17 protein-coding genes and 2 tRNA genes are annotated in these 17899 nt (G+C 71.3%); 7 read left to right on the forward strand and 12 right to left on the reverse strand.

Features of this window, described 5'->3' with window-relative positions:
- Positions 1-85 precede the first annotated feature (85 nt).
- On the forward strand, positions 86-1051 hold the full coding sequence (gene cofC, locus LG278_RS14420) for a 2-phospho-L-lactate guanylyltransferase (RefSeq protein WP_404387932.1): 966 nt from the start codon (positions 86-88) through the stop codon (positions 1049-1051).
- A gap of 196 nt (positions 1052-1247) precedes the next feature.
- Here the strand turns inward: cofC and LG278_RS14425 are convergent, their stop codons facing one another.
- The 3 genes from LG278_RS14425 to leuC form a co-directional block, all read right to left on the reverse strand.
- Entirely contained in the window at positions 1248-1889 is a 642-nt protein-coding gene (locus LG278_RS14425) for an HU family DNA-binding protein (RefSeq protein ID WP_404387934.1), read from the reverse strand.
- A gap of 284 nt (positions 1890-2173) precedes the next feature.
- Entirely contained in the window at positions 2174-2767 is a 594-nt protein-coding gene (gene leuD, locus LG278_RS14430; protein WP_404387936.1) for a 3-isopropylmalate dehydratase small subunit, read from the reverse strand.
- Positions 2768-2770: 3 nt separating this feature from the next.
- Entirely contained in the window at positions 2771-4210 is a 1440-nt protein-coding gene (gene leuC / locus LG278_RS14435) for a 3-isopropylmalate dehydratase large subunit (protein ID WP_404387938.1), read from the reverse strand.
- Between the two features lie 185 nt (positions 4211-4395).
- Between leuC and LG278_RS14440 the strand changes: the two genes are divergently transcribed.
- The 4 genes from LG278_RS14440 (at position 4396) to LG278_RS14455 (ending at position 7766) form a co-directional block, all read left to right on the forward strand.
- Complete coding sequence (locus tag LG278_RS14440) at positions 4396-5148, forward strand: IclR family transcriptional regulator (RefSeq protein WP_020142814.1); 753 nt, start codon at positions 4396-4398, stop codon at positions 5146-5148.
- Between the two features lie 164 nt (positions 5149-5312).
- Complete coding sequence (locus tag LG278_RS14445) at positions 5313-6302, forward strand: peptidoglycan-binding protein (RefSeq protein ID WP_404387941.1); 990 nt, start codon at positions 5313-5315, stop codon at positions 6300-6302.
- A gap of 111 nt (positions 6303-6413) precedes the next feature.
- Positions 6414-7421: a glucose-6-phosphate dehydrogenase (coenzyme-F420) gene (gene fgd, locus LG278_RS14450; RefSeq protein WP_404387943.1), complete on the forward strand. Its 1008-nt coding sequence runs from the start codon at positions 6414-6416 to the stop codon at positions 7419-7421.
- A gap of 69 nt (positions 7422-7490) precedes the next feature.
- Positions 7491-7766: a DUF3072 domain-containing protein gene (locus tag LG278_RS14455; protein ID WP_404387945.1), complete on the forward strand. Its 276-nt coding sequence runs from the start codon at positions 7491-7493 to the stop codon at positions 7764-7766.
- A gap of 42 nt (positions 7767-7808) precedes the next feature.
- Here LG278_RS14455 and LG278_RS14460 read toward each other — a convergent pair whose 3' ends face one another.
- Positions 7809-8360, reverse strand: a complete 552-nt coding sequence (locus tag LG278_RS14460) for a DUF4188 domain-containing protein (protein ID WP_404387947.1) — start codon at positions 8358-8360, stop codon at positions 7809-7811.
- Between the two features lie 75 nt (positions 8361-8435).
- Here LG278_RS14460 and LG278_RS14465 point away from each other — a divergent pair, with 75 nt between their 5' ends.
- Positions 8436-9062, forward strand: coding sequence for a MerR family transcriptional regulator (locus LG278_RS14465; protein ID WP_404387948.1), 627 nt, complete (start codon positions 8436-8438; stop codon positions 9060-9062).
- Positions 9063-9110: 48 nt separating this feature from the next.
- Here the strand turns inward: LG278_RS14465 and LG278_RS14470 are convergent, their stop codons facing one another.
- The 8 genes from LG278_RS14470 to LG278_RS14505 form a co-directional block, all read right to left on the reverse strand.
- Complete coding sequence (locus LG278_RS14470; protein ID WP_404387950.1) at positions 9111-10871, reverse strand: alpha/beta hydrolase; 1761 nt, start codon at positions 10869-10871, stop codon at positions 9111-9113.
- A gap of 141 nt (positions 10872-11012) precedes the next feature.
- A tRNA-Glu gene (locus LG278_RS14475) sits at positions 11013-11088 on the reverse strand.
- Between the two features lie 89 nt (positions 11089-11177).
- Positions 11178-11249, reverse strand: a tRNA-Gln gene (locus LG278_RS14480).
- Between the two features lie 58 nt (positions 11250-11307).
- Positions 11308-12114, reverse strand: a complete 807-nt coding sequence (locus LG278_RS14485) for an HAD family hydrolase (RefSeq protein ID WP_404387952.1) — start codon at positions 12112-12114, stop codon at positions 11308-11310.
- Positions 12111-12761 (reverse strand): GNAT family N-acetyltransferase, encoded by a 651-nt coding sequence (locus tag LG278_RS14490; RefSeq protein ID WP_404387954.1) that lies wholly within the window; start codon positions 12759-12761, stop codon positions 12111-12113. Before LG278_RS14490 ends, LG278_RS14485 begins: the two co-directional genes overlap by 4 nt.
- 10 nt (positions 12762-12771) lie before the next feature.
- Positions 12772-14211, reverse strand: a complete 1440-nt coding sequence (gene gltX / locus LG278_RS14495; RefSeq protein WP_404393664.1) for a glutamate--tRNA ligase — start codon at positions 14209-14211, stop codon at positions 12772-12774.
- 235 nt (positions 14212-14446) lie between these two features.
- Entirely contained in the window at positions 14447-15226 is a 780-nt protein-coding gene (locus tag LG278_RS14500; RefSeq protein ID WP_404387955.1) for a fumarylacetoacetate hydrolase family protein, read from the reverse strand.
- 101 nt (positions 15227-15327) lie between these two features.
- Positions 15328-16791 (reverse strand): SagB/ThcOx family dehydrogenase, encoded by a 1464-nt coding sequence (locus LG278_RS14505; RefSeq protein WP_404387956.1) that lies wholly within the window; start codon positions 16789-16791, stop codon positions 15328-15330.
- A 70-nt stretch (positions 16792-16861) separates the two neighbouring features.
- On the opposite strand from LG278_RS14505, the gene LG278_RS14510 reads away from it, so the two are divergent.
- Positions 16862-17773: a 3-methyladenine DNA glycosylase gene (locus tag LG278_RS14510; RefSeq protein WP_404387958.1), complete on the forward strand. Its 912-nt coding sequence runs from the start codon at positions 16862-16864 to the stop codon at positions 17771-17773.
- Positions 17774-17899 lie beyond the last annotated feature (126 nt).

The following is a 17899-nucleotide window of genomic DNA, read 5'->3' on the forward strand; positions in this document are numbered from 1 at the left end:
ACGCTCGGGTCGCGCAGGTTCATCTTGTCCACCGCGCGACGTGGTGTCGAGCAGCGTAGCCGCGAGTGGGACGATGTTCGCCAGCATGAGCCATTTCCCCCGTGAGCCGGCATCCGGACACCCCTCGGGTGCGTCGCAGCCAGCGGCCACACCGAGCGCGCCGAGTGCACCCGGTATGCCGCGTCAGCAGGAGCGCTCCCCCGCCCCGTTCCTGGGCTCCGACCACCCGTGGCACGTCGTCATCCCCGTCAAGCAGACGGCCGAGGGCAAGTCCCGCCTCGGGCCCGCTGTCGGCGAGGACCGGGCACTCCTGTCTAGGGCCATCGCCGACGACACCATCGCGGCGGCCGTCGCGACGGTGGGTCCGGGTCGCGTCGTCGTGGTGACCTCCGACCGCGGCGTGCGCACGACGTGGCGAGCCAGCGGTGTCGTCGTCGTCGAGGACCCGGGATCCGGGCTCAACGCAGCGCTGCGCGCCGGGCAGTCGTCGACTCCCCGGGGCCGGCTGACAGCCGCGCTCCTCGGCGACGTGCCCGCGATGCGACCGCAAGACCTGGCCGAAGCGCTGGGTGCGGCTCTGCTGAAGGGCGATTCGTTCGTGCCCGACGCTGCAGGCGACGGCACGGTGTTGCGGTGCGGCGCCGGCTTCGAGCCGCGCTTCGGACCGCACAGTGCGGCCCGCCACGAGTCTGACGGCGCGGCGCGTCTCGAGCTCGACCTGCCCCGCCTGCGGACCGACGTCGACGACGCGACGAGCCTCGCCGCGGCTCACCGGCTCGGCCTCGGCCCTCGCACGCGGGCGCTGCTGGGCGACCGGGCATCTGGTTGGATCAGAGCCATGCAGGCCAGCGTGCACACCTTCGACCCCGAGACCCGCACGGGCAGCGTGCTGCGCGATGACGGCGTGCAGCTGTCCTTCGACGCGCACGCCTTCGATGCCAGTGGCCTGCGGCTGCTGCGCAGCGGCCAGCGACTCACGGTCGAGGTCGTCGACGACCTCGTCGTCTCGATGCGGATCGTCGGCATCGGTCACGACCAGCGGATCCGCTGAGCCGCCGTCGGCACCGGGAGCCGACAGCCGGTTCGGATGCCCGGCCCGACGCGCCGGCGTGATCAGGCGCGAGGAAGGCAGGTGCCGTGACACCGGCCGCGCGCCGGCACCGAGCCTGCACGCCCCGACGGGCCACGAGCCGGGGTGAACCGGTCCGTGACCCGTCGTGAGGGGGTGGACGTGTCGCTGTGCTGCGTCAGCGGCCCGTCGTCTTCTTCGCCGTCGTCTTGCGTGCCGTCGTCTTGGCCGCGGTCTTCGCGGGCGCTGCCTTGGTCGCCGTCTTCTTGACGGCGGTCTTGGCCGGGGCGGCCTTCGTCGCGGTCGTCTTGCGGACGGCGGTCTTGGCGGGCGCGGCCTTGGTCGCCGTCTTCTTGACGGCGGTCTTGGTCGGAGCGGCCTTCGTCGCGGTCGTCTTGCGGACGGCGGTCTTGGCGGGCGCGGCCTTCGTCGCCGTCTTCTTCGCGGCCGTCTTGGCAGGGGCGGCCTTGGTGGCCGTCTTCTTGACCGGGGCGGAGGAGCCTGCGGAGGCCCGCGACGCCGCGGGCTGGTCCTTGGCAAGCTTCTTCGACCCCGCCACGACCTCCTTGAAGTTCGTGCCCGAGCGGAACTTGGGCACGCGGGTCTTCTTGATGCGCACCGTCGCCCCCGTCTTCGGGTTGCGCCCGGTGCGAGCCGCGCGGTCGGCACGCTCGAACGTGCCGAAACCGGTGATGCCGACCTTGCCGCCCTTGGCGACCTCGCGGATCACGACGTCGAGGAAGGCCTCGAGGGCGTCCGACGCCACCTTCTTGCTGCCGAGCTTGGTCTCGAGCGCGTCGATCAGTTCTGCCTTGTTCACGTCTTCCCCTCCAGAGGACTGTCGGTGCCAGAAAACCCGACGGATGCGTCCGGAACACGTCCGGCTACCTCCTGACGTTAGGCCGAGTCGGGAGGCGCGTCCATCACCGCTCTGTGTCGCTTTCGTTGTGTCGCAAGCACTTTGACGCTCCCCGACGGCCAGCCAGCGACTGCCGAGGCAGGGGTCGCCACCCCCTCAGACGGGTCGGTAAACGACGAATCCCACTGCATCGCAGTGGGATTCGCCAAAATGCTCGCAGACTGCGAGCCGAGTCGTCGATCGCCTCAGGCGAGCGTGGTCACCGGCTTGTGCGTCGGTCGAGATGCCTCGAACTTCGACACCTCGTCCTCGTGTCGGAGGGTGAGTCCGATGTCGTCGAGACCCTCGAGCAGCCGCCAGCGCGTGTAGTCGTCGATCTCGAAGGACGCCACGATCTCGCCGGCCTGGACGGTGCGCGACACGAGGTCGACCGTGATCTCGGCACCCGGGTTGTTCTCGAGGTACTTCCAGATCAGCTCGACGTCGTCCTGCGCGACGATCGCGGTGAGCAGCCCCTGCTTGCCGCTGTTGCCGCGGAAGATGTCGGCGAAGCGCGAGCTGATGACGACCCGGAAGCCGTAGTTCATCAGTGCCCAGACCGCGTGCTCCCGGCTCGACCCCGTGCCGAAGTCGGGGCCGGCGACGAGGACGGACCCAGCGGCATACGTCGGGTTGTTGAGGACGAACGACTCGTCCTTGCGCCAGGCAGCGAAGAGGCCGTCCTCGAAGCCCGTGCGCGTGACGCGCTTGAGGTACTCGGCCGGGATGATCTGGTCGGTGTCGACGTTGCTGCGCCGCAACGGCACGCCGACGCCGGTGTGGGTGGTGAAGGCATCCATGGCTCAGGCCTCTCCGGTCGTGGCGGACGCCAGCTCGCCGGGGCGCGGGGCGTCGAGGTCGGACGGGCTCGACAGGGTGCCGCGGATGGCCGTGGCAGCCGCGACGAGCGGGCTGACGAGGTGGGTGCGACCGCCCTTGCCCTGGCGGCCCTCGAAGTTGCGGTTGGACGTCGAGGCACTGCGCTCACCCGGGGCGAGGGTGTCGGGATTCATGCCGAGGCACATCGAGCACCCGGGCAGGCGCCACTCCGCCCCGGCCTCGGTGAAGACGGCGTCGAGCCCCTCGGCCTCGGCCTGCAGGCGCACCTTCGCCGAGCCGGGCACGACGAGCATGCGCACTCCCTCGGCGACGTGGTGGCCCTTGACGACGGCCGCAGCGGCACGCAGGTCCTCGATGCGGCCGTTGGTGCACGAGCCGACGAAGACCGTGTCGACCCTGATGTCGCGCAGCGGCGTGCCCGCCTCCAGACCCATGTAGGCGAGCGCGTTGGCGGCAGAGAGCCGGTCGCCCTCGTCGGCGAAGGACTCGGGGTCGGGCACCGAGTCCGAGAGCGGCAGTCCCTGCCCGGGGTTGGTGCCCCACGTGACGAAGGGGGTCAGCTCACTCGCGTCGAGGTCGACCTCCTCGTCGAAGACCGCGTCGTCGTCGCTGCGCAGGGCGGTCCACTCGGCGACGGCGGCGTCCCAGTCGGCACCCGTCGGTGCGTGCGGGCGGCCTTGGAGGTAGTCGAACGTCGTCTGGTCGGGGGCGATCATGCCGGCGCGGGCGCCGGCCTCGATCGACATGTTGCAGACCGTCATGCGAGCCTCCATCGACAGCGCCTCGATGGCGTCGCCGCGATACTCGATGACGAAACCCTGGCCACCGCCGGTGCCGATCTTGGCGATGACGGCGAGCACGACGTCCTTGGCCGTCACACCGTCGGGCAGCGTGCCCCGCACGTTGACGGCCAGCGTGCGGAAGGGCTTGAGCGGCAACGTCTGAGTGGCGAGCACGTGCTCGACCTCGGAGGTGCCGATGCCGAAGGCGAGCGCCCCGAAGGCGCCGTGCGTCGAGGTGTGGCTGTCGCCGCACACGACCGTCATGCCGGGCTGCGTGAGGCCCAGCTGCGGGCCGACGACGTGGACGATGCCCTGGTCGGCGTCACCCATCGGATAGAGGCGGACGCCGAACTCCTCGCAGTTGCGACGCAGCGTCTCGACCTGGATCTTGGACACGGGGTCGGTGATCGGGCCCGGCGTCGTCGGGACGTTGTGGTCCTCGGTCGCGAGCGTGAGATCGGGGCGCCGCACCGGCCGACCAGCGAGGCGCAGGCCGTCGAACGCCTGTGGGCTCGTCACCTCGTGCAGGAGGTGGAGGTCGATGTAGAGGAGGTCCGGCTCCCCCTCGGCCCGTCGCACCACGTGTGCGTCCCAGACTTTCTCGGCGAGTGTGCCTGCCATCTCAAACCTTCCGCTCGCGCGGCTCGTGCCGCTCGTGCCGCTCGTGCTGCCGTCCGGCTGCCATCTGACTCGGGGCGAGCGCGCGCCACCGAGGACCTGGTCGCGACGTCGCTCTTCCGTCAGCGTGGACCTTTTGTGGGCCGTATGGATTGACGTCTCAGTGCCTGAGACGTCAATATCAGTGCATGGACAACTCTTCAGGGGTCGGCGTACTCGACAAGGCAGCGACGGTGCTCGGCGCGCTGGAGGCCGGACCGGCCACCCTCGCGCAGCTCGTCGGAGCCACCGGTCTGGCCCGACCCACGGCCCACCGCCTCGCCGTCGCCCTCGAGCACCACCGCCTCGTCTCGCGCGACATGCAGGGCCGCTTCGTGCTCGGCCCGCGGCTCGGTGAGCTCGCGTCCGCCGCGGGCGAGGACCGGCTGCTCGCGGCAGCAGGTCCGGTCCTCGGCGCCCTGCGCGACCACACCAACGAGAGCGCACAGCTCTTCCGCCGTCAGGGCGACCAGCGCATCTGCGTGGCCGCGGCCGAGCGGCCCGTCGGCCTGCGCGACTCCATCCCCGTCGGTGCGACGCTCTCGATGCTGGCCGGCTCCGCGGCCCAGGTGCTGCTCGCCTGGGAGGAGCCGGACCGTCTCCACCGCGGGCTGCAGGGCGCGGCCTTCACCGCGACCGCCCTGTCGGGGGTGCGCCGCCGGGGCTGGGCCCAGAGCGTCGCCGAGCGCGAGGCCGGAGTCGCCTCGGTCTCGGCACCCGTGCGCGGCCCCTCCGGCCGCGTCGTCGCCGCCGTCTCGATCTCGGGCCCCATCGAGCGCCTCTCGCGCCAGCCCGGTCGGCTGCACGCGGCGACGGTCGTGGCAGGGGCCAACAAGCTGACGGAGGTGCTGCGTCGCCACCACGCCATGCAGCAGCAACAGCAGCAGCAGCACAACGCCTGAGGTCCCAGGCAACGGATCGGTCACGATCTCGCCGAAGGACACCGGGGTGACAACCTCAGCGGCACTCGTCGCGTCACCCTGTTGAGCGTGCAGTCAACGGAGACTCCACGCCTGATCGGTGCCGGAGCGGCACCAGCGTCGACAGGGGAAAGACCATGCAGCAGGTGATCGAACGACACGGCCGCGCACGGCGAGGCATCGTCATCGGTGGGGCACTCGCCCTCGCCCTGACAGCAGCCGCCTGCTCACCGGATGCCGGCGTGACAGCGAGCCCGACGAAGATCGTCCCGTCGTCGCAGACCCCGCCGCCCACGACCCCCGCCTCTCCGTCGACCACTGCCTCCCCCACCGGCGTGCCCACGACGACGGCCGCGCCGTTGACGCCGGAGCCGGAGCAACCCCCGACGGCCGACCCCCAGCCCGTCGTCGCCGACCCCAAGCCCGTGACCGCCAAGCCGAGCCCCACTGTCAAGCCCGCACCCCCGGCGGTCATCATCCTCGAGCAGGGCGACACCGGCCCCAAGGTGCGCGCCTTCCAGTCCCGCCTGCGCCAGATCGGGTGGTTCTCCGGAGACGTCTCCGACCGCTACGGCACCAAGACCGCCGCTGCGGTCCGCGGCTTCCAGGCCAAGCGCGGCTTCCCCGTGACGGGTCAGGCCGACGAGCGCACCTACGACAAGGTCATCGCGATGACGCGGCGCCCCACCGCCGACGAGCTCGCCAACGTCAAGCCCAAGCCGCCCGAGCCCAAGGCCGACCCCAAGCCGGCTGCGTTCTCCTGGGACGTCGACAAGCGGTGCCTGACCGGCCGGGTGATGTGCATCAGCAAGTCGACCAAGCGCCTCACCTGGGTCGTCGACGGCGTGCCGCAGTACGGCTTCGACGTCCGCTTCGGCAGCGACGAGCTGCCGACCCGAGAGGGCGTCTTCTCGGTCTACCTCAAGAAGGTCGACGTCATCTCGAACCTCTACCACACGCCGATGCCCTACTCGATGTTCTTCTCCGGCGGCCAGGCTGTGCACTACTCGTCGAACTTCGCCCGCCTCGGCTACACCGGCGCCTCGCACGGCTGCGTCAACGTGCGCAACAAGCCGCTGCTGATCCAACTCTACAACGAGGCACGCATCGGCGACAAGGTCGTCGTGCACTGGTGAGCGACTGACGGGCACCCGGCCGGACGGCATACGCCCCCGTCGGGTGCCCCGCCACGGCGCGACCGCGCGGTCGTAGGCTGGCCGGACACCCAGGTCACCACAGGAGGCACCGTGCTCAAGGTCGGTTGGAAGGCGTCAGCGGAGCAGTTCGGCCCCCGCGACCTCGTCACGTATGCCGTGCAGGCCGAGGAGAGCGGGCTCGACTCGGTCTTGATCTCCGACCATTTCCAGCCGTGGCGCCACGAGGGAGGCCACGCTCCCTTCGCGATGTCGTGGCTGGCTGCGGCGGGCGAGCGCACCGAGCGCGTCGTGCTCGGTACGTCCGTGATGACCCCGACCTTCCGCTACAACCCGGCGGTCGTCGCCCAAGCGTTCGGCACCCTCGGCGCGCTCCACCCCGGGCGCATCGTCCTCGGCATCGGCACGGGTGAGGCGCTCAACGAGGTGGCCGTCGGAGCCGCGGGCTCGCCGTGGCCGGAGTTCAAGGAGCGCTTCGCGCGGCTGCGTGAGGCCGTCACGTTGATGCGTCGGCTGTGGACCGAGGAGCGCGTCGAGTTCGAGGGCGACTACTACCGCACGCACGCCGCGACGGTCTATGACCGCCCCGAGGTGCCCGTGCCCGTCTACGTCGCCGCCGGCGGGCCGCTCGTCGCGCGGTATGCCGGCCGGTCGGGTGACGGCTTCATCTGCACCTCCGGGAAGGGTCGCGAGCTCTACGAGGACAAGCTGCTCCCCGCGGTCGACGAGGGGCTGGCCAAGTCGGGACGCACCCGCGACGACATCGACCGGATGATCGAGATCAAGCTCTCCTACGACCGCGACCCCGAGCAGGCACTGCACAACGTGCGCTTCTGGGCGCCGCTGTCGCTGAGCGCCGAGCAGAAGCACGGCGTCGACGACCCGGTCGAGATGGAACGCCTCGCCGACGAGCTGACCGACGAGCAGATCGCCAAGCGGTGGATCGTCACGAGCGACCCGGCAGAGGCTGTCGAGGCGGTGCGGGAGTACGTCGACTGGGGTTTCAACCACATCGTCTTCCACGCGCCGGGTCACGACCAGGGGCGCTTCCTCGACCAGTTCTCGTCCGACGTGCTGCCCGGGTTGCGCGAGCTCGGCTGAGGCGCGAGGCCCGGAGGACGCCCGTCTCCCGGCTGGTGGGCGAGCGGCCGCTCTGGGTAGGTGATCGGCATGACTGAGTCGAACACACCTTCGAATGACCGCGACGTCGATGTCATCGGCGCAACAGCCCCGGCCGACGGCAGCAACACGATCAAGGACCCCGACGACTGGGTGACCGGCGACGAGGCGATGACCGGCGCGCAGCGCAGTTACCTCGAGACCCTGGCCCGCGAGGCCGGCGAGACGCTGCCCGGCGACCTGACCAAGGCCGAGGCCTCCGAGCACATCGACCGCCTCCAGTCCGTCACGGGCCGGGGCGCGACGAGCGACCAGGGCCAGGGCTGACGGCGCCGAGCGCACCGGTTGTCCCGCATCGGCTGTCCTGCGTCAGCTGGCGCGGGCCAGCCGGGCGTGCCGGCGCCGTCGAACGTCGGAGGTGACCCCGAAGGCCTTGCCCAGGCCGGTCGGGGGCATCGCGACGTAGAGGCTCTCGTGCCCGCCCGCCGGCACGGCGAAGGTCTCGTGCCAGATGCCGACGGCCCGGGTGGCCCGGCGCGACCGCGCGTAGAAGGCCCGCATCGCCGGGCGGTGCTCGTGGTCGGGGTCGTTCGCGTACGCGTAGATGTCGTCGACGCTGCGCCAGTGCTGCACGAGGGTCGGCCCGCCGGCACCGAGCAGGGAGCGGCCGTCGAGGAAGCCGAGGTCCGGGCCCTCCCCACGCGCGGCGGCCGCCTTCGCGGCATACAGCTCGGTGAGCATGCCCGGCATGGCGCCGAAGACCGGCAGCCACAGGTCGGGGCGCCAGGTCTGGTTGACGCGCATGCCGATGAGGAAGACGGCGAGGTCGCCGTCGTGGTCGTGGCTCTGGCGGACGAACGTTGGCGCCGACGGTGCGGCAAGGGGTGTGGCATGGGGTGTGGCTGGGGTGGGAGCTGACACGCTGACCTCCGTGGATAGTTTGCCTATCCAATGTTGGACAGCAATACTATCCAATGTCAACCCCAAGGAGGTGCCGTGCGGATCTCAGAGCTCGCCGAGGCGACGGGCGTGAGCATCGCGACGCTCAAGTACTACCTGCGCGAAGGCCTGCTCCACGCCGGCGAGGCGCGAGGCGCGACGCGCGCCGACTACGACGCGTCGCACCTCGAGCGGGTCCGGCTCGTGCGCACCCTCATCGACGTCGGACGCCTCTCGATCGACCGGGTGCGCGAGGTCGTCACGGCTCTCGACCATCCCCCCGAGGGCCGGCACCAGCTGCTCGGCACGGCCCACGACGTGCTCCGCCAGACGGGCGCGCCACCACCCTCCGAGGCCGTGACGGCGCACCTTGCCGCGCTCGGCCTGCCCGACTGCGTCGACTCCCCCGCCAGCACCCAGCTCGCCCAGGCGCTCTCGGCCGCCGAGGAGGCCGGCTGGCCCCTGACCGACGCCACCCTGATGAGCTGGTATGCCGCGATGACCCGGGTCGCCGACGCCGACGTCGCGCCTGAGCTCGCCGCCATGTCGCCCGGCGATGCCTTGCGACACGCCATCGTCGGCAACGTGCTCACCGACCCCGTCGTCATCGCACTGCGGCGGGTGGCCCAGGAGTCGCTGAGCGCCCAGCGCTTCGACCCGACCTCCGAGCGCCTGCGGTCCTGACGGCTGGCCCGCACGCCGCTCGGACCGCGGACCGCGGCCCCGATCTCGTCAGGTGTCCTTGTAAGGGCGCGCCTGCAGGATCGTCGCGAGACGCTGGGTCTTCTCGGCGCTCCATCCGGGAGGGTCGGTCACGGCCACCCACGACTCGAGGTTCGCCTTGGCCGAGTAGAGGTGTCCGAAGCCCATCGGGATGCTGCCCGCGCCGGGCAGGTCGAGCAGCACCTGCCACATCGTGACGACGGGGAACCAGCCCATCCGCGGCGAGACGTCCGGGCCCCGCTGACCATCCGCCAGCCACTCGGGCTCGGTGAAGGCGAGGCTCTGGTTGAAGAACACGATGGGGTCGCTCGCATGTTGGAGGTAGACGATGCGCGTCGGGCCCCAGGAGCCGGTCGTGCGGTCCAGGCCGTTCTGCTCCGCGGTGAAGCGCACCGTGCGCCCCTGCTCGTAGATCGGCAGCCAGGCCGGGCTGCCGGGGTCGCGCTGCGCCGTCAGGGTGCCGTGCAGCTCGTTGACGAAGGGCGGACCGACCATGAGGGCGCCGTCGATCGGCTCGTTGATGATGTTGATCTGCGACAGGATGCTCTCGACCCCGAAGGAGCCGAGCGACAGCCCGTAGAGGTAGAGCTGGGGACGGCTGGCCTCCGGCAGGCTCGACCAGTACTGGTGCACGGTGTCGAAGGTGACGCGTGAGGTCTCCTTCACGGCGTCCTGGTCGGCCAGCAGCGAGATCCAGCTCGGCAGGTAGGAGTACTGCACTCCAGCGATGGCCGTGTCGCCGTTCCAGGCGAACTCCAGCGGGTCGACACCGTTGGCGTCGAGGAAGCCGGTCCCGGTGGTCGTCGCCACGACGAGGACCTTGCGGTCGAAGGCGCCCGTGCGCTTGAGCTCCTCAAGGAGCAGGTCGGCGCGGCCCTGGGCCGAGTCGGCGCTCTGCAGGCCGACGTAGACGCGGATGGGCTCCTTGGCCCCGCCACCGTTGGCGGCGTCGAGCTCGGCGACGGTCGGACCGCCCCCGACGAAGTAGCGGCCCTGGCGGCCGAGCACCTCCCACGACGAAAGCGCCTGCGGGGCTCCGGAACGCTGGTCGGTCTGGGGCTGGCGCATGTCCTCGGCGATGAGGGTGTCGCGGGTGGAGAAGATGCTGTTGGCCGCGGCGAAGAAGCCGTTGACAAGCACTCCGGTGAAGAGCGCCCAGGCGAGCACGAGCAGCGCCACCGTGCCGATGAGCACCGCCACGCGCCGCGGCAGGGCCCGGTCGAGCCACCGCACGACGGTGCGGAAGAGCAGCCGGAGGCTGCGGCCGATGACGAGCAGCAGGGCAGCGACGACCAGGGTCAGGGCCAGGATCGTCGGCCAGATCGTCGGCGAGGTGGGCTCCATGCCGTAGAGGCTGCGCAGCTCGTTCTGCCAGCCGACCATGCGCCATCCGGTGAAGACCGCGGCCCAGATGCCGAGCCCGACGGTGATCCAGATGAGCACCGTGCGGACCCGTCCGCGCGGCTTGGGGATGCCGAGGAACTCCCAGATCGCCTGGCAGGCCGCACCGAAGGCGTAGCCGATGATGACCGTCACCCCCGACACGACGCCCTGCACCATGCCGGAGCGCGGCAGCAGGGACGGGACGAGCGACAGCGCGAAGAACCACGCCGCCATGGTCAGTCCGGTGCCGGAGAAGGACGGCTCGAAGACCCGGAGCGGGCGGCCGAGGAGCGGACGCCAGCCTCGCCAGGCCGGCTTGACCCTCTCGCCAGACTCGGAAGGAAGCTCCCGCTCTGGTGTCTGCTCGGACTCCACCGCCACCGACATGCGAGATCCTTCGTCCCCGGGCCCACCGCTGGCCGCACTGCGGCAGAGCATACGGGCGGAGAGGGCGTCGCGTCTGAGCATCCCGCAAGGCTGGACATGAGCAAAGGCCCGGATCCTCAGGAGGATCCGGGCCTTGCGACGTGGTAGCCCCGACGGGATTCGAACCCGCGCTACCGCCTTGAGAGGGCGGCGTGCTAGGCCGCTACACAACGGGGCCACGCGCGAACCGAGCGGACTCGGCACGAGAAGGAACCATACCGTGAAGGCATCGTTTCTTCGAATCGGCCCAACAGGGTTGAACCAAAGCTGGGGTACCAGGACTCGAACCTAGAATGACGGAACCAGAAACCGTAGTGTTGCCAATTACACCATACCCCAAGGGGTTTCACTCCGAGCGCGCCTCGCGGCCTTCTGCGTTGTGAACCGAAGAGGAATACTACCGGTCCCTGCGCGCGCGCCCAAATCGGCTCGTGAGGGCATCGGCGACCTCCGTCAGGCCCCGCACCGTGGCCACCGGGTGGTCGGTGCCCACCCCCGCTCGGTCCAGCCAGATCGCGCGCAGGCCGGCGTCGAGGGCGCCGAGCACGTCCCACTCGAGGCTGTCTCCGACGCAGACGACGTCGCCGGGATGGGCGCCCACCTGCCGGCACGCCTCGCGGTAGACCCGCGGGTCGGGCTTGCCGAAGCCGAGCGTGTCGGTCGTGACGACGACCTCGAAGCGCTCGACGAGACCCAGGGCCTCGAGCTTGACCCTAGTCGGGGCGTGCGCCGAGTTGGTGAGCAACGCGACCGGCAGCCCCCGCCGGCCCGCCTCGTCGAGCAGGCCGGGCACGTCGGGGAAGAGCCGTTGAGCCGCCCGGAAGGCCGGCCCGTACGCCTCCTCGTAGCGTCGGTGCGCCCCCTCCGGGAGGTCGAGCCCCAGGGCGTGGGCGACCTCCCCCAGGCGCCCCACCCGCATGGCATCGAAGCCCACGTCGCCCGCGGCATACCGGGGAAACCAGCGCTCGGGGTCGTCGTAGTAGCGCTGCGCCATCGCTCGGTGCTCCCCCGGCCGACGCTCCGGCCACACCGCCGCCGCAGCCTGCGTGCCGGCCTCCACCATGGCCCCCTCGGTGTCGACGATGGTGTCGTCGACGTCGAGCAGCAGCGCTCGCGCCCCCTCGAGCTGGCGCTCCACGGCTGCGCCGGCACCACGACGCTCCGGTATGCCGTCCGGCTGGCTCCCGAGACCGAGCGTGCTCACGCGTCGCCCTCCACCCCGAAGAGTGCCAGCGACGCCCGGTCCATGCCGGTGACGGCGATGCCGTCGGCGATGCCCGAGGTTTGCCAGTCGGCGCTCTCGAGGCGGACGTGGAGCAGCGACTGGCCCGAGTGCTCGAGCACGGAGCGGTGGGTGTCGCGGTAGCCGAGGGAGCGCGAGACGCCCAGCGACGAGTGGTTGTCGACGACGGCCGAGCTGATCGCGGCGCGGGCCCCGAGCGGCCCGAAGGCGAGCGCGAGCACGGCGGCCCGCATCTGCTTGCCCCACCCCTGCCCACGCGCGCCGACGGCCAGCCACGACCACGAGTCGACCGTGCGCTCGGAGGTCCAGTCCGGGCCCTCGAGCGCCTGCATGCCGACGAGCTCGCCGCCGTGCCGCACCGCAAAGGGCAGCACCCAGTCGTGCGGCGACCACGTGCCCATCGCCCGCCAGTAGGACTGGGCGAGGATCGCGCGCTGGTTGGCCCGGCCGTCGAGACCGGCATAGCGCGTGGCCGACGGGTCGGCCTCGAGGTCGGGGGGCAGGATCGAGCACAGGTCGGGCAGCTCGGCCTCGGTGGTCGGGCGCAGCTCCAGGTCGGCGGTCGCCAGCCGCAGGGAGTGGAGCGGCCACACGTCGACGAGGTGCACCTGGCCTCCGTCAGAGCGAGTCGCGCAGCGATCGCAGCCGCGAGAGCGTCGAGGTCTTGCCGAGGATCTCCATCGACTCGAAGAGCGGCGGCGAGATGCGAGCCCCTGAGACCGCGGTGCGCAGCGGACCGAAGGCGAAGCGGGGCTTGATCCCGAGGCCGTCGACGATGGCCTCGCGGAGCGCCGCCTCGATGGTCGCGGCGTTCCAGGCGCCGCCCGTGCCGAGCAAGCCGGTGCCGTGGTCGTCGAGGTCGCCCAGCACGCGGAGCGCGGCGTCGAGCACCTGGCCCGAGTCGTCCTTGAGCTGGGCGCGGGCGTCGTCGTCGATGACGAGGTGGTCGTCGGCGATGAAGAACGGGCGCACGAGCGCCGGCGCCTCGGTGAGCAGCACCATGCGGGTCTGGATGAGCTCCGCGACGGCCTTGAGCCGCGCCAGCTCGCCCAACGACTGGGTCTCGCCGAGCACGCCGTCGGCGATGAGGTAGGGCAGCAGCCGGCTGGCGAACTCGCCGACGTCGAGGGAGCGGATGTAGACGCCGTTGAGCCAGTCGAGCTTCTTGAGGTCGAAGATCGGGCCGATCGGGTTGACCTTGGCCCAGTCGAAGGTGCGGCTGAAGTCGTCGAAGGTGAAGACCTCGACGTCGGCGCCGTCCGCGTCCTGCTGCGGCGGATAGGCCAGCAGCGCAAGGAAGTTGACGAGCGCCTCGGGCAGGTAGCCCTGCTCGCGGAACCACGTCAGACGCGCGGCGGGGTTCTTGCGCTTGGAGATCTTGGACTTGTCGGTGTTGCGCAGCAGCGGCATGTGGGCGAACGCCGGCGGCTCGAGCCCGAGCCAGTCGTAGAGCAGGACGTGCTTCGGCGTGGAGCTGATCCACTCCTCGCCGCGCACGACGTGGGTGATCCCCATGAGGTGGTCGTCGACGACCACGGCCAGGTGGTAGGTCGGGAAGCCGTCGGCCTTGAGGATGACCTGGTCGTCGGGTCGCGGCGCCGAGACCTTGCCGCGGATGACGTCGTCGAAGACGAGCGGCGCGTCGTCGGGGATGAGCATGCGCACGACCGGCGTCTCGCTGAAGCCGGGCAGCGCGGCACGCTCCTCGCGGGTCTTGCCGACGCAGAGCCGGTCGTAGCCGGTGGGCTGCTTCGTCTTCTGCTGGATCTCGCGCATCTGGTCGAGGCGCTCCTTGGAGCACCAGCAGTTGTAGGCGTGGCCCGACTCGAGGAGACGGTCGACGTAGGGGCGGTAGGTGTCGAGGCGCTCGGACTGGCGGTAGGGCGCGAACGGCCCGCCGATGTCGGGGCCCTCGTCCCAGTGCAGCCCGAGCCAGCCCAGCATGTCGTAGAGCTGCGCCTCGCTGTCGGCACGGAAGCGCGCGCGGTCGGTGTCCTCGACCCGGAGGACGAACTGCCCGCCCTGCTGGCGCACGTAGGCGAGGTTGAAGAGCGACATGTAGGCCGTGCCGACGTGCGGGTCGCCGGTCGGCGACGGCGCGACGCGCACACGCACCGGACCCGAGCCGTCGGACGTCGAGACGCGCGCGGTCTCCGGCCCGCGGACCTCCACCTGCTCACTGGAGCTGGCGTCGAGCGCGCCCGCAGGAGCGTCGGGGACGGGAGTTGACGGCATACCGGAGGTGGGGCTGTTGTCGCTCATGGTGCGCACAGCCTAGTAGGAGCCCGCAGGCTCAGCGACGCACGAAGGTGTTGGTCAGCGACCCGATGCCGGCGATCTCGACGGTGACCTGCTGGCCGGCCTCGACGAGCCCAACGCCGGCCGGGGTGCCGGTGAGGATGACGTCACCGGGCAGCAGGGTGAAGGCCGCTGACGCGTGCTCGATGATGGCGGCGATGCCGTGGATCATGTCGGCCGTCGTGCCGTCCTGCTTCACCTCGCCGTCGAGCGTCGTGACGATCGAGAGGTCGCTCGGGTCGAGGTCGGTCTCGATCCACGGGCCCAGCGGGCAGCTCGTGTCGAAGCCCTTGGCGCGGGCCCACTGGCCGTCGGTGCGCTGCCAGTCGCGGGCCGTCACGTCGTTGGCGATGGTGTAGCCGTAGATGCACTCGGCGGCGTTGGCGGCCTTGACGCCCTTGGTGATCGTCTTGATGACGACGGCGAGCTCTCCCTCGTAGGAGATCTCGCTGCTGCCGGCAGGCAGCACGACGGGGTCGAACGGGCCGACGACCGACGTGTTGGGCTTGAAGAACATCATCGGCTCGGCCGGCACCTCGCCGCCCATCTCCTTGACGTGGTCGGCGTAGTTCTTGCCGATCGCCACGACCTTGGAGCGCGGGATGACGGGTGCCAGCAGCCGCGCGTCCTCGAGCAGCACGGGGTCGGCGCCGGAGGGCTGGAGACCGATGTAGAGCGGGTCCCCCGCGAGCGGCGTGATCACCTCGCTGCCGGGGTCGCCCTGGACGATGCCGTATGCCGGGTCGTCCCCGGTCGTGAACCTCGCGATGCGCACGCGCCCACCCTACGACCACCGGTGGCGCGGGTCGGCGCGGGCGGCGGGACAGCGTGGGTGTGCGGGACGGCGCCGGTCAGCGCGGCGGCGCGGCGGCGCGGTCAGCGCGGCCAGACGATGGTGACGTCGGCGGGCGAGCCGGGCAGCCCGCTCGGGCGGGTGCGGTACTCCGGCACGCCAACACAGGTCCAGAGCAACCCGGCGACGTCGCGCCCGAGCAGGCCCGCGAGGTCGGAGTCGCGGAAGGTCATGCCCGACGCGGCCGCGCCCAACGCATACGCCATGAGGTGGAGCCTGCCCTCGGCGAGGCCCGCCATCAGCTGGGCCTCCCGGTAGGCATGGTCGTCGAGGGCGGCGAGGTCGGTGCCGCTCATGACGACGAAGGAGGCGTCACGCGCCAGCCCCTGCTCGAGCGAGGCGGTGAAGAGCTCGTCGCGGACGGCCTGCTCGGTGAGCGGGCGCGCCGGCGACGTCACGTCGGGCCAGAGGTGGACGCCCGTGGGCACGTCGTCGACGGCGCTGACGCCGATCCAGTGCGGCACGTGAATCCCTCGCAGTGACACCGACATCGCGTCGACGAGGACGTGGCGCGGCAGGGAGCGACCGGGGTGGAGGCGCCGGATCGAGCCCTTGCTCGCGACGACGGTGTCGGTGCTCGGACCGCCCTCCGGTGCCGTGAGCCTCACCGGCACGCCGCGCTCGAGCTCGGGCCCGAGCGAGGTCTGCTCCCCCGCACGCTGTGCGGCTGTGACGAGCGGGAACTCGAGCCCGTCGGCGTCGTGATGGCCCGGCAGGGCATCACCGGTGGGGTGCACGGCGGGACGCCCAGGCCCGAGCGCGACGAGGGCGACCGGGAACTCATGCATCCGGTCGGCCCCGACAAGCGCAGCCACCTCGGCGTCGGGGAAGGTCGTGAAGAGCCGGGCGGTGAGGCCGGCCGAGTCCGCCAGGGCGAGGAGCTGGGCGAGCATCGTGCCGGCGTCCCAGTAGATGTGGCGGAAGCCGCGCTCCCGGTAGCGCCAGCCCGTGCGCCAGGGGACTCCCGTGACGACGACCGTCAGCGCGTCGCCGGTGGGAGGCGGGCCGACGGCGACGAGCGCGTGGTCCTCGGGGTCATACCAGTGCAGGCCCGCCTCGAGACCGTCTCCGGCGGCGCCGCGGGGCACGGCGACGTAGAGCTCCAGCGGAAAGCGGCCGCCCGCGGACCCCGCGGCCCGGAAGAGGGCGATCCCGCCGTCGGGCCGCGAGGTCCGGCGGGTCACGCCGGACGAGAGGAAGAGCAGGCGGGCCAGGCCCGCGAGGTCGAGACGCGCCGGGTCCACAGGTGCCGTGCCGGCGAGCACCTCGGTCGCCGGCGCCGAGGTAGCGGGGAGGTCGGATGGCAGGAGGATGCGGCGCAGGTCGTCGTCGTAGCCCTTGTAGGGACGCGGCCGCCTCGTCAGGTCGTTGGGCACGAGGCCCTGCACGAGACGGTCGTCGTCGGGCACCTCGGTCCACTCGCGATCTGGGGTGTAGCAAGTGAGGCGGTGCAGGACGTGGGTGGGCCGCTCGACTTCCGATGCCATGAGGCCATCCTGCTCTCGCGGGGGTGGCGCGCAGTGGGGTTGAGCCGCCCCGATCACCTACCCTCGTGGGGTGCAGATCCTGGCCGAGTCGCAGTGGCAGGAGCGGACGGCGGCGCACGAGGCGCGCGTCGACTCCGCCACCGCGGCGCACCTGGCTCGCCGGCGAGACCACCGGAGGCACCCGGTCGAGGACTTCCTCTTCACCTACTACTCCTTCAAGCCGGCCCAGCTGAGGCGCTGGCATCCGGGGGCAGGAGTGGGTCTGGCCGGTGCGACCGGGGTGAAAGGTGCGACGGGTACGACTGGGGCGGCGGGGGTGCCGCACGCGGACTGGCGCTTCTACGCGGTCGACGGCGATGTCGTCAGCGTCGATGTCGAGGCGTTCTCGGAGGCGCGGGGCGACACGCTGCGCTTCGTGCGCGACCTGCTCGAGCGCACGGCCACGCGGCCGGGGCGCTTTGGCTGCTTCGGCCTGCACGAGTGGGCCATGGTCTATCGCCTCGACCCGGCCGACGTGCGCCACTCGGGCTGGCCGCTGCGGCTCGGTGCTGCGGGGACCGACGCGGTCGTCGAGGGACACCAGGTGGCCTGCTCACACTTCGACGCCTACCGCTTCTTCACACCGGACGCCGCACCGCTCAACGCGATCACGCCGACCCGCGAGAGCCAGCCGTCGCTCGAGCAGCCGGGGTGCCTGCACGCGGGGATGGACCTCTACAAGTGGGCGCACAAGCTCGTGCCCGTCGTGCCGAGCGACCTCGTCATGGACTGCTTCGAGCTCGCCCGCGACATCCGCTCGCTCGACATGCGGGCCGCGCCCTACGACCTGCGCGAGCTCGGCTACGAGCCGGTGCGCATCGAGACAGCCGAGGGCAAGGCGCAGTATGCCGCCGAGCAGCGCGGCTTCTCTGCGCGCGGTCAGGCGTTGCGGGCCAGGCTCATCGAAGCCTGCGACCGCGTCCTGCTCGGCCTGCCGCGCTGACCGAGCGCCGCCGTCGAACGCTCCACCCCGCGAGGCTCACCTCTACCGCACATGCTTGCTATGCACGTGCTCTTGCAGGACATGTCGATGAGCGGTTCTGGGCTGGCCGTCAGACGGTCAGCCGGT

Origin of the sequence: Humibacillus xanthopallidus (genome assembly GCF_044793955.1) — a bacterium.
Taxonomy (GTDB): Bacteria; Actinomycetota; Actinomycetes; order Actinomycetales; family Dermatophilaceae; genus Humibacillus; species Humibacillus xanthopallidus_C.

Bases quoted from the DNA above. Each gene is read 5' to 3' on its own strand.
- LG278_RS14505 (WP_404387956.1), bottom strand. From the start codon at position 16,791: ATGGCATCGGAAGTCGAGCGGCCCACCCACGTCCTGCACCGCCTCACT.
- LG278_RS14440 (WP_020142814.1), top strand. From the start codon at position 4,396: ATGGACAACTCTTCAGGGGTCGGCGTACTCGACAAGGCAGCGACGGTG.
- leuC (WP_404387938.1), bottom strand. From the start codon at position 4,210: ATGGCAGGCACACTCGCCGAGAAAGTCTGGGACGCACACGTGGTGCGA.
- LG278_RS14455 (WP_404387945.1), top strand. From the start codon at position 7,491: ATGACTGAGTCGAACACACCTTCGAATGACCGCGACGTCGATGTCATC.
- cofC (WP_404387932.1), top strand. From the start codon at position 86: ATGAGCCATTTCCCCCGTGAGCCGGCATCCGGACACCCCTCGGGTGCG.
- LG278_RS14470 (WP_404387950.1), bottom strand. From the start codon at position 10,871: ATGTCGGTGGCGGTGGAGTCCGAGCAGACACCAGAGCGGGAGCTTCCT.
- leuD (WP_404387936.1), bottom strand. From the start codon at position 2,767: ATGGATGCCTTCACCACCCACACCGGCGTCGGCGTGCCGTTGCGGCGC.
- gltX (WP_404393664.1), bottom strand. From the start codon at position 14,211: ATGTCGCTCTTCAACCTCGCCTACGTGCGCCAGCAGGGCGGGCAGTTC.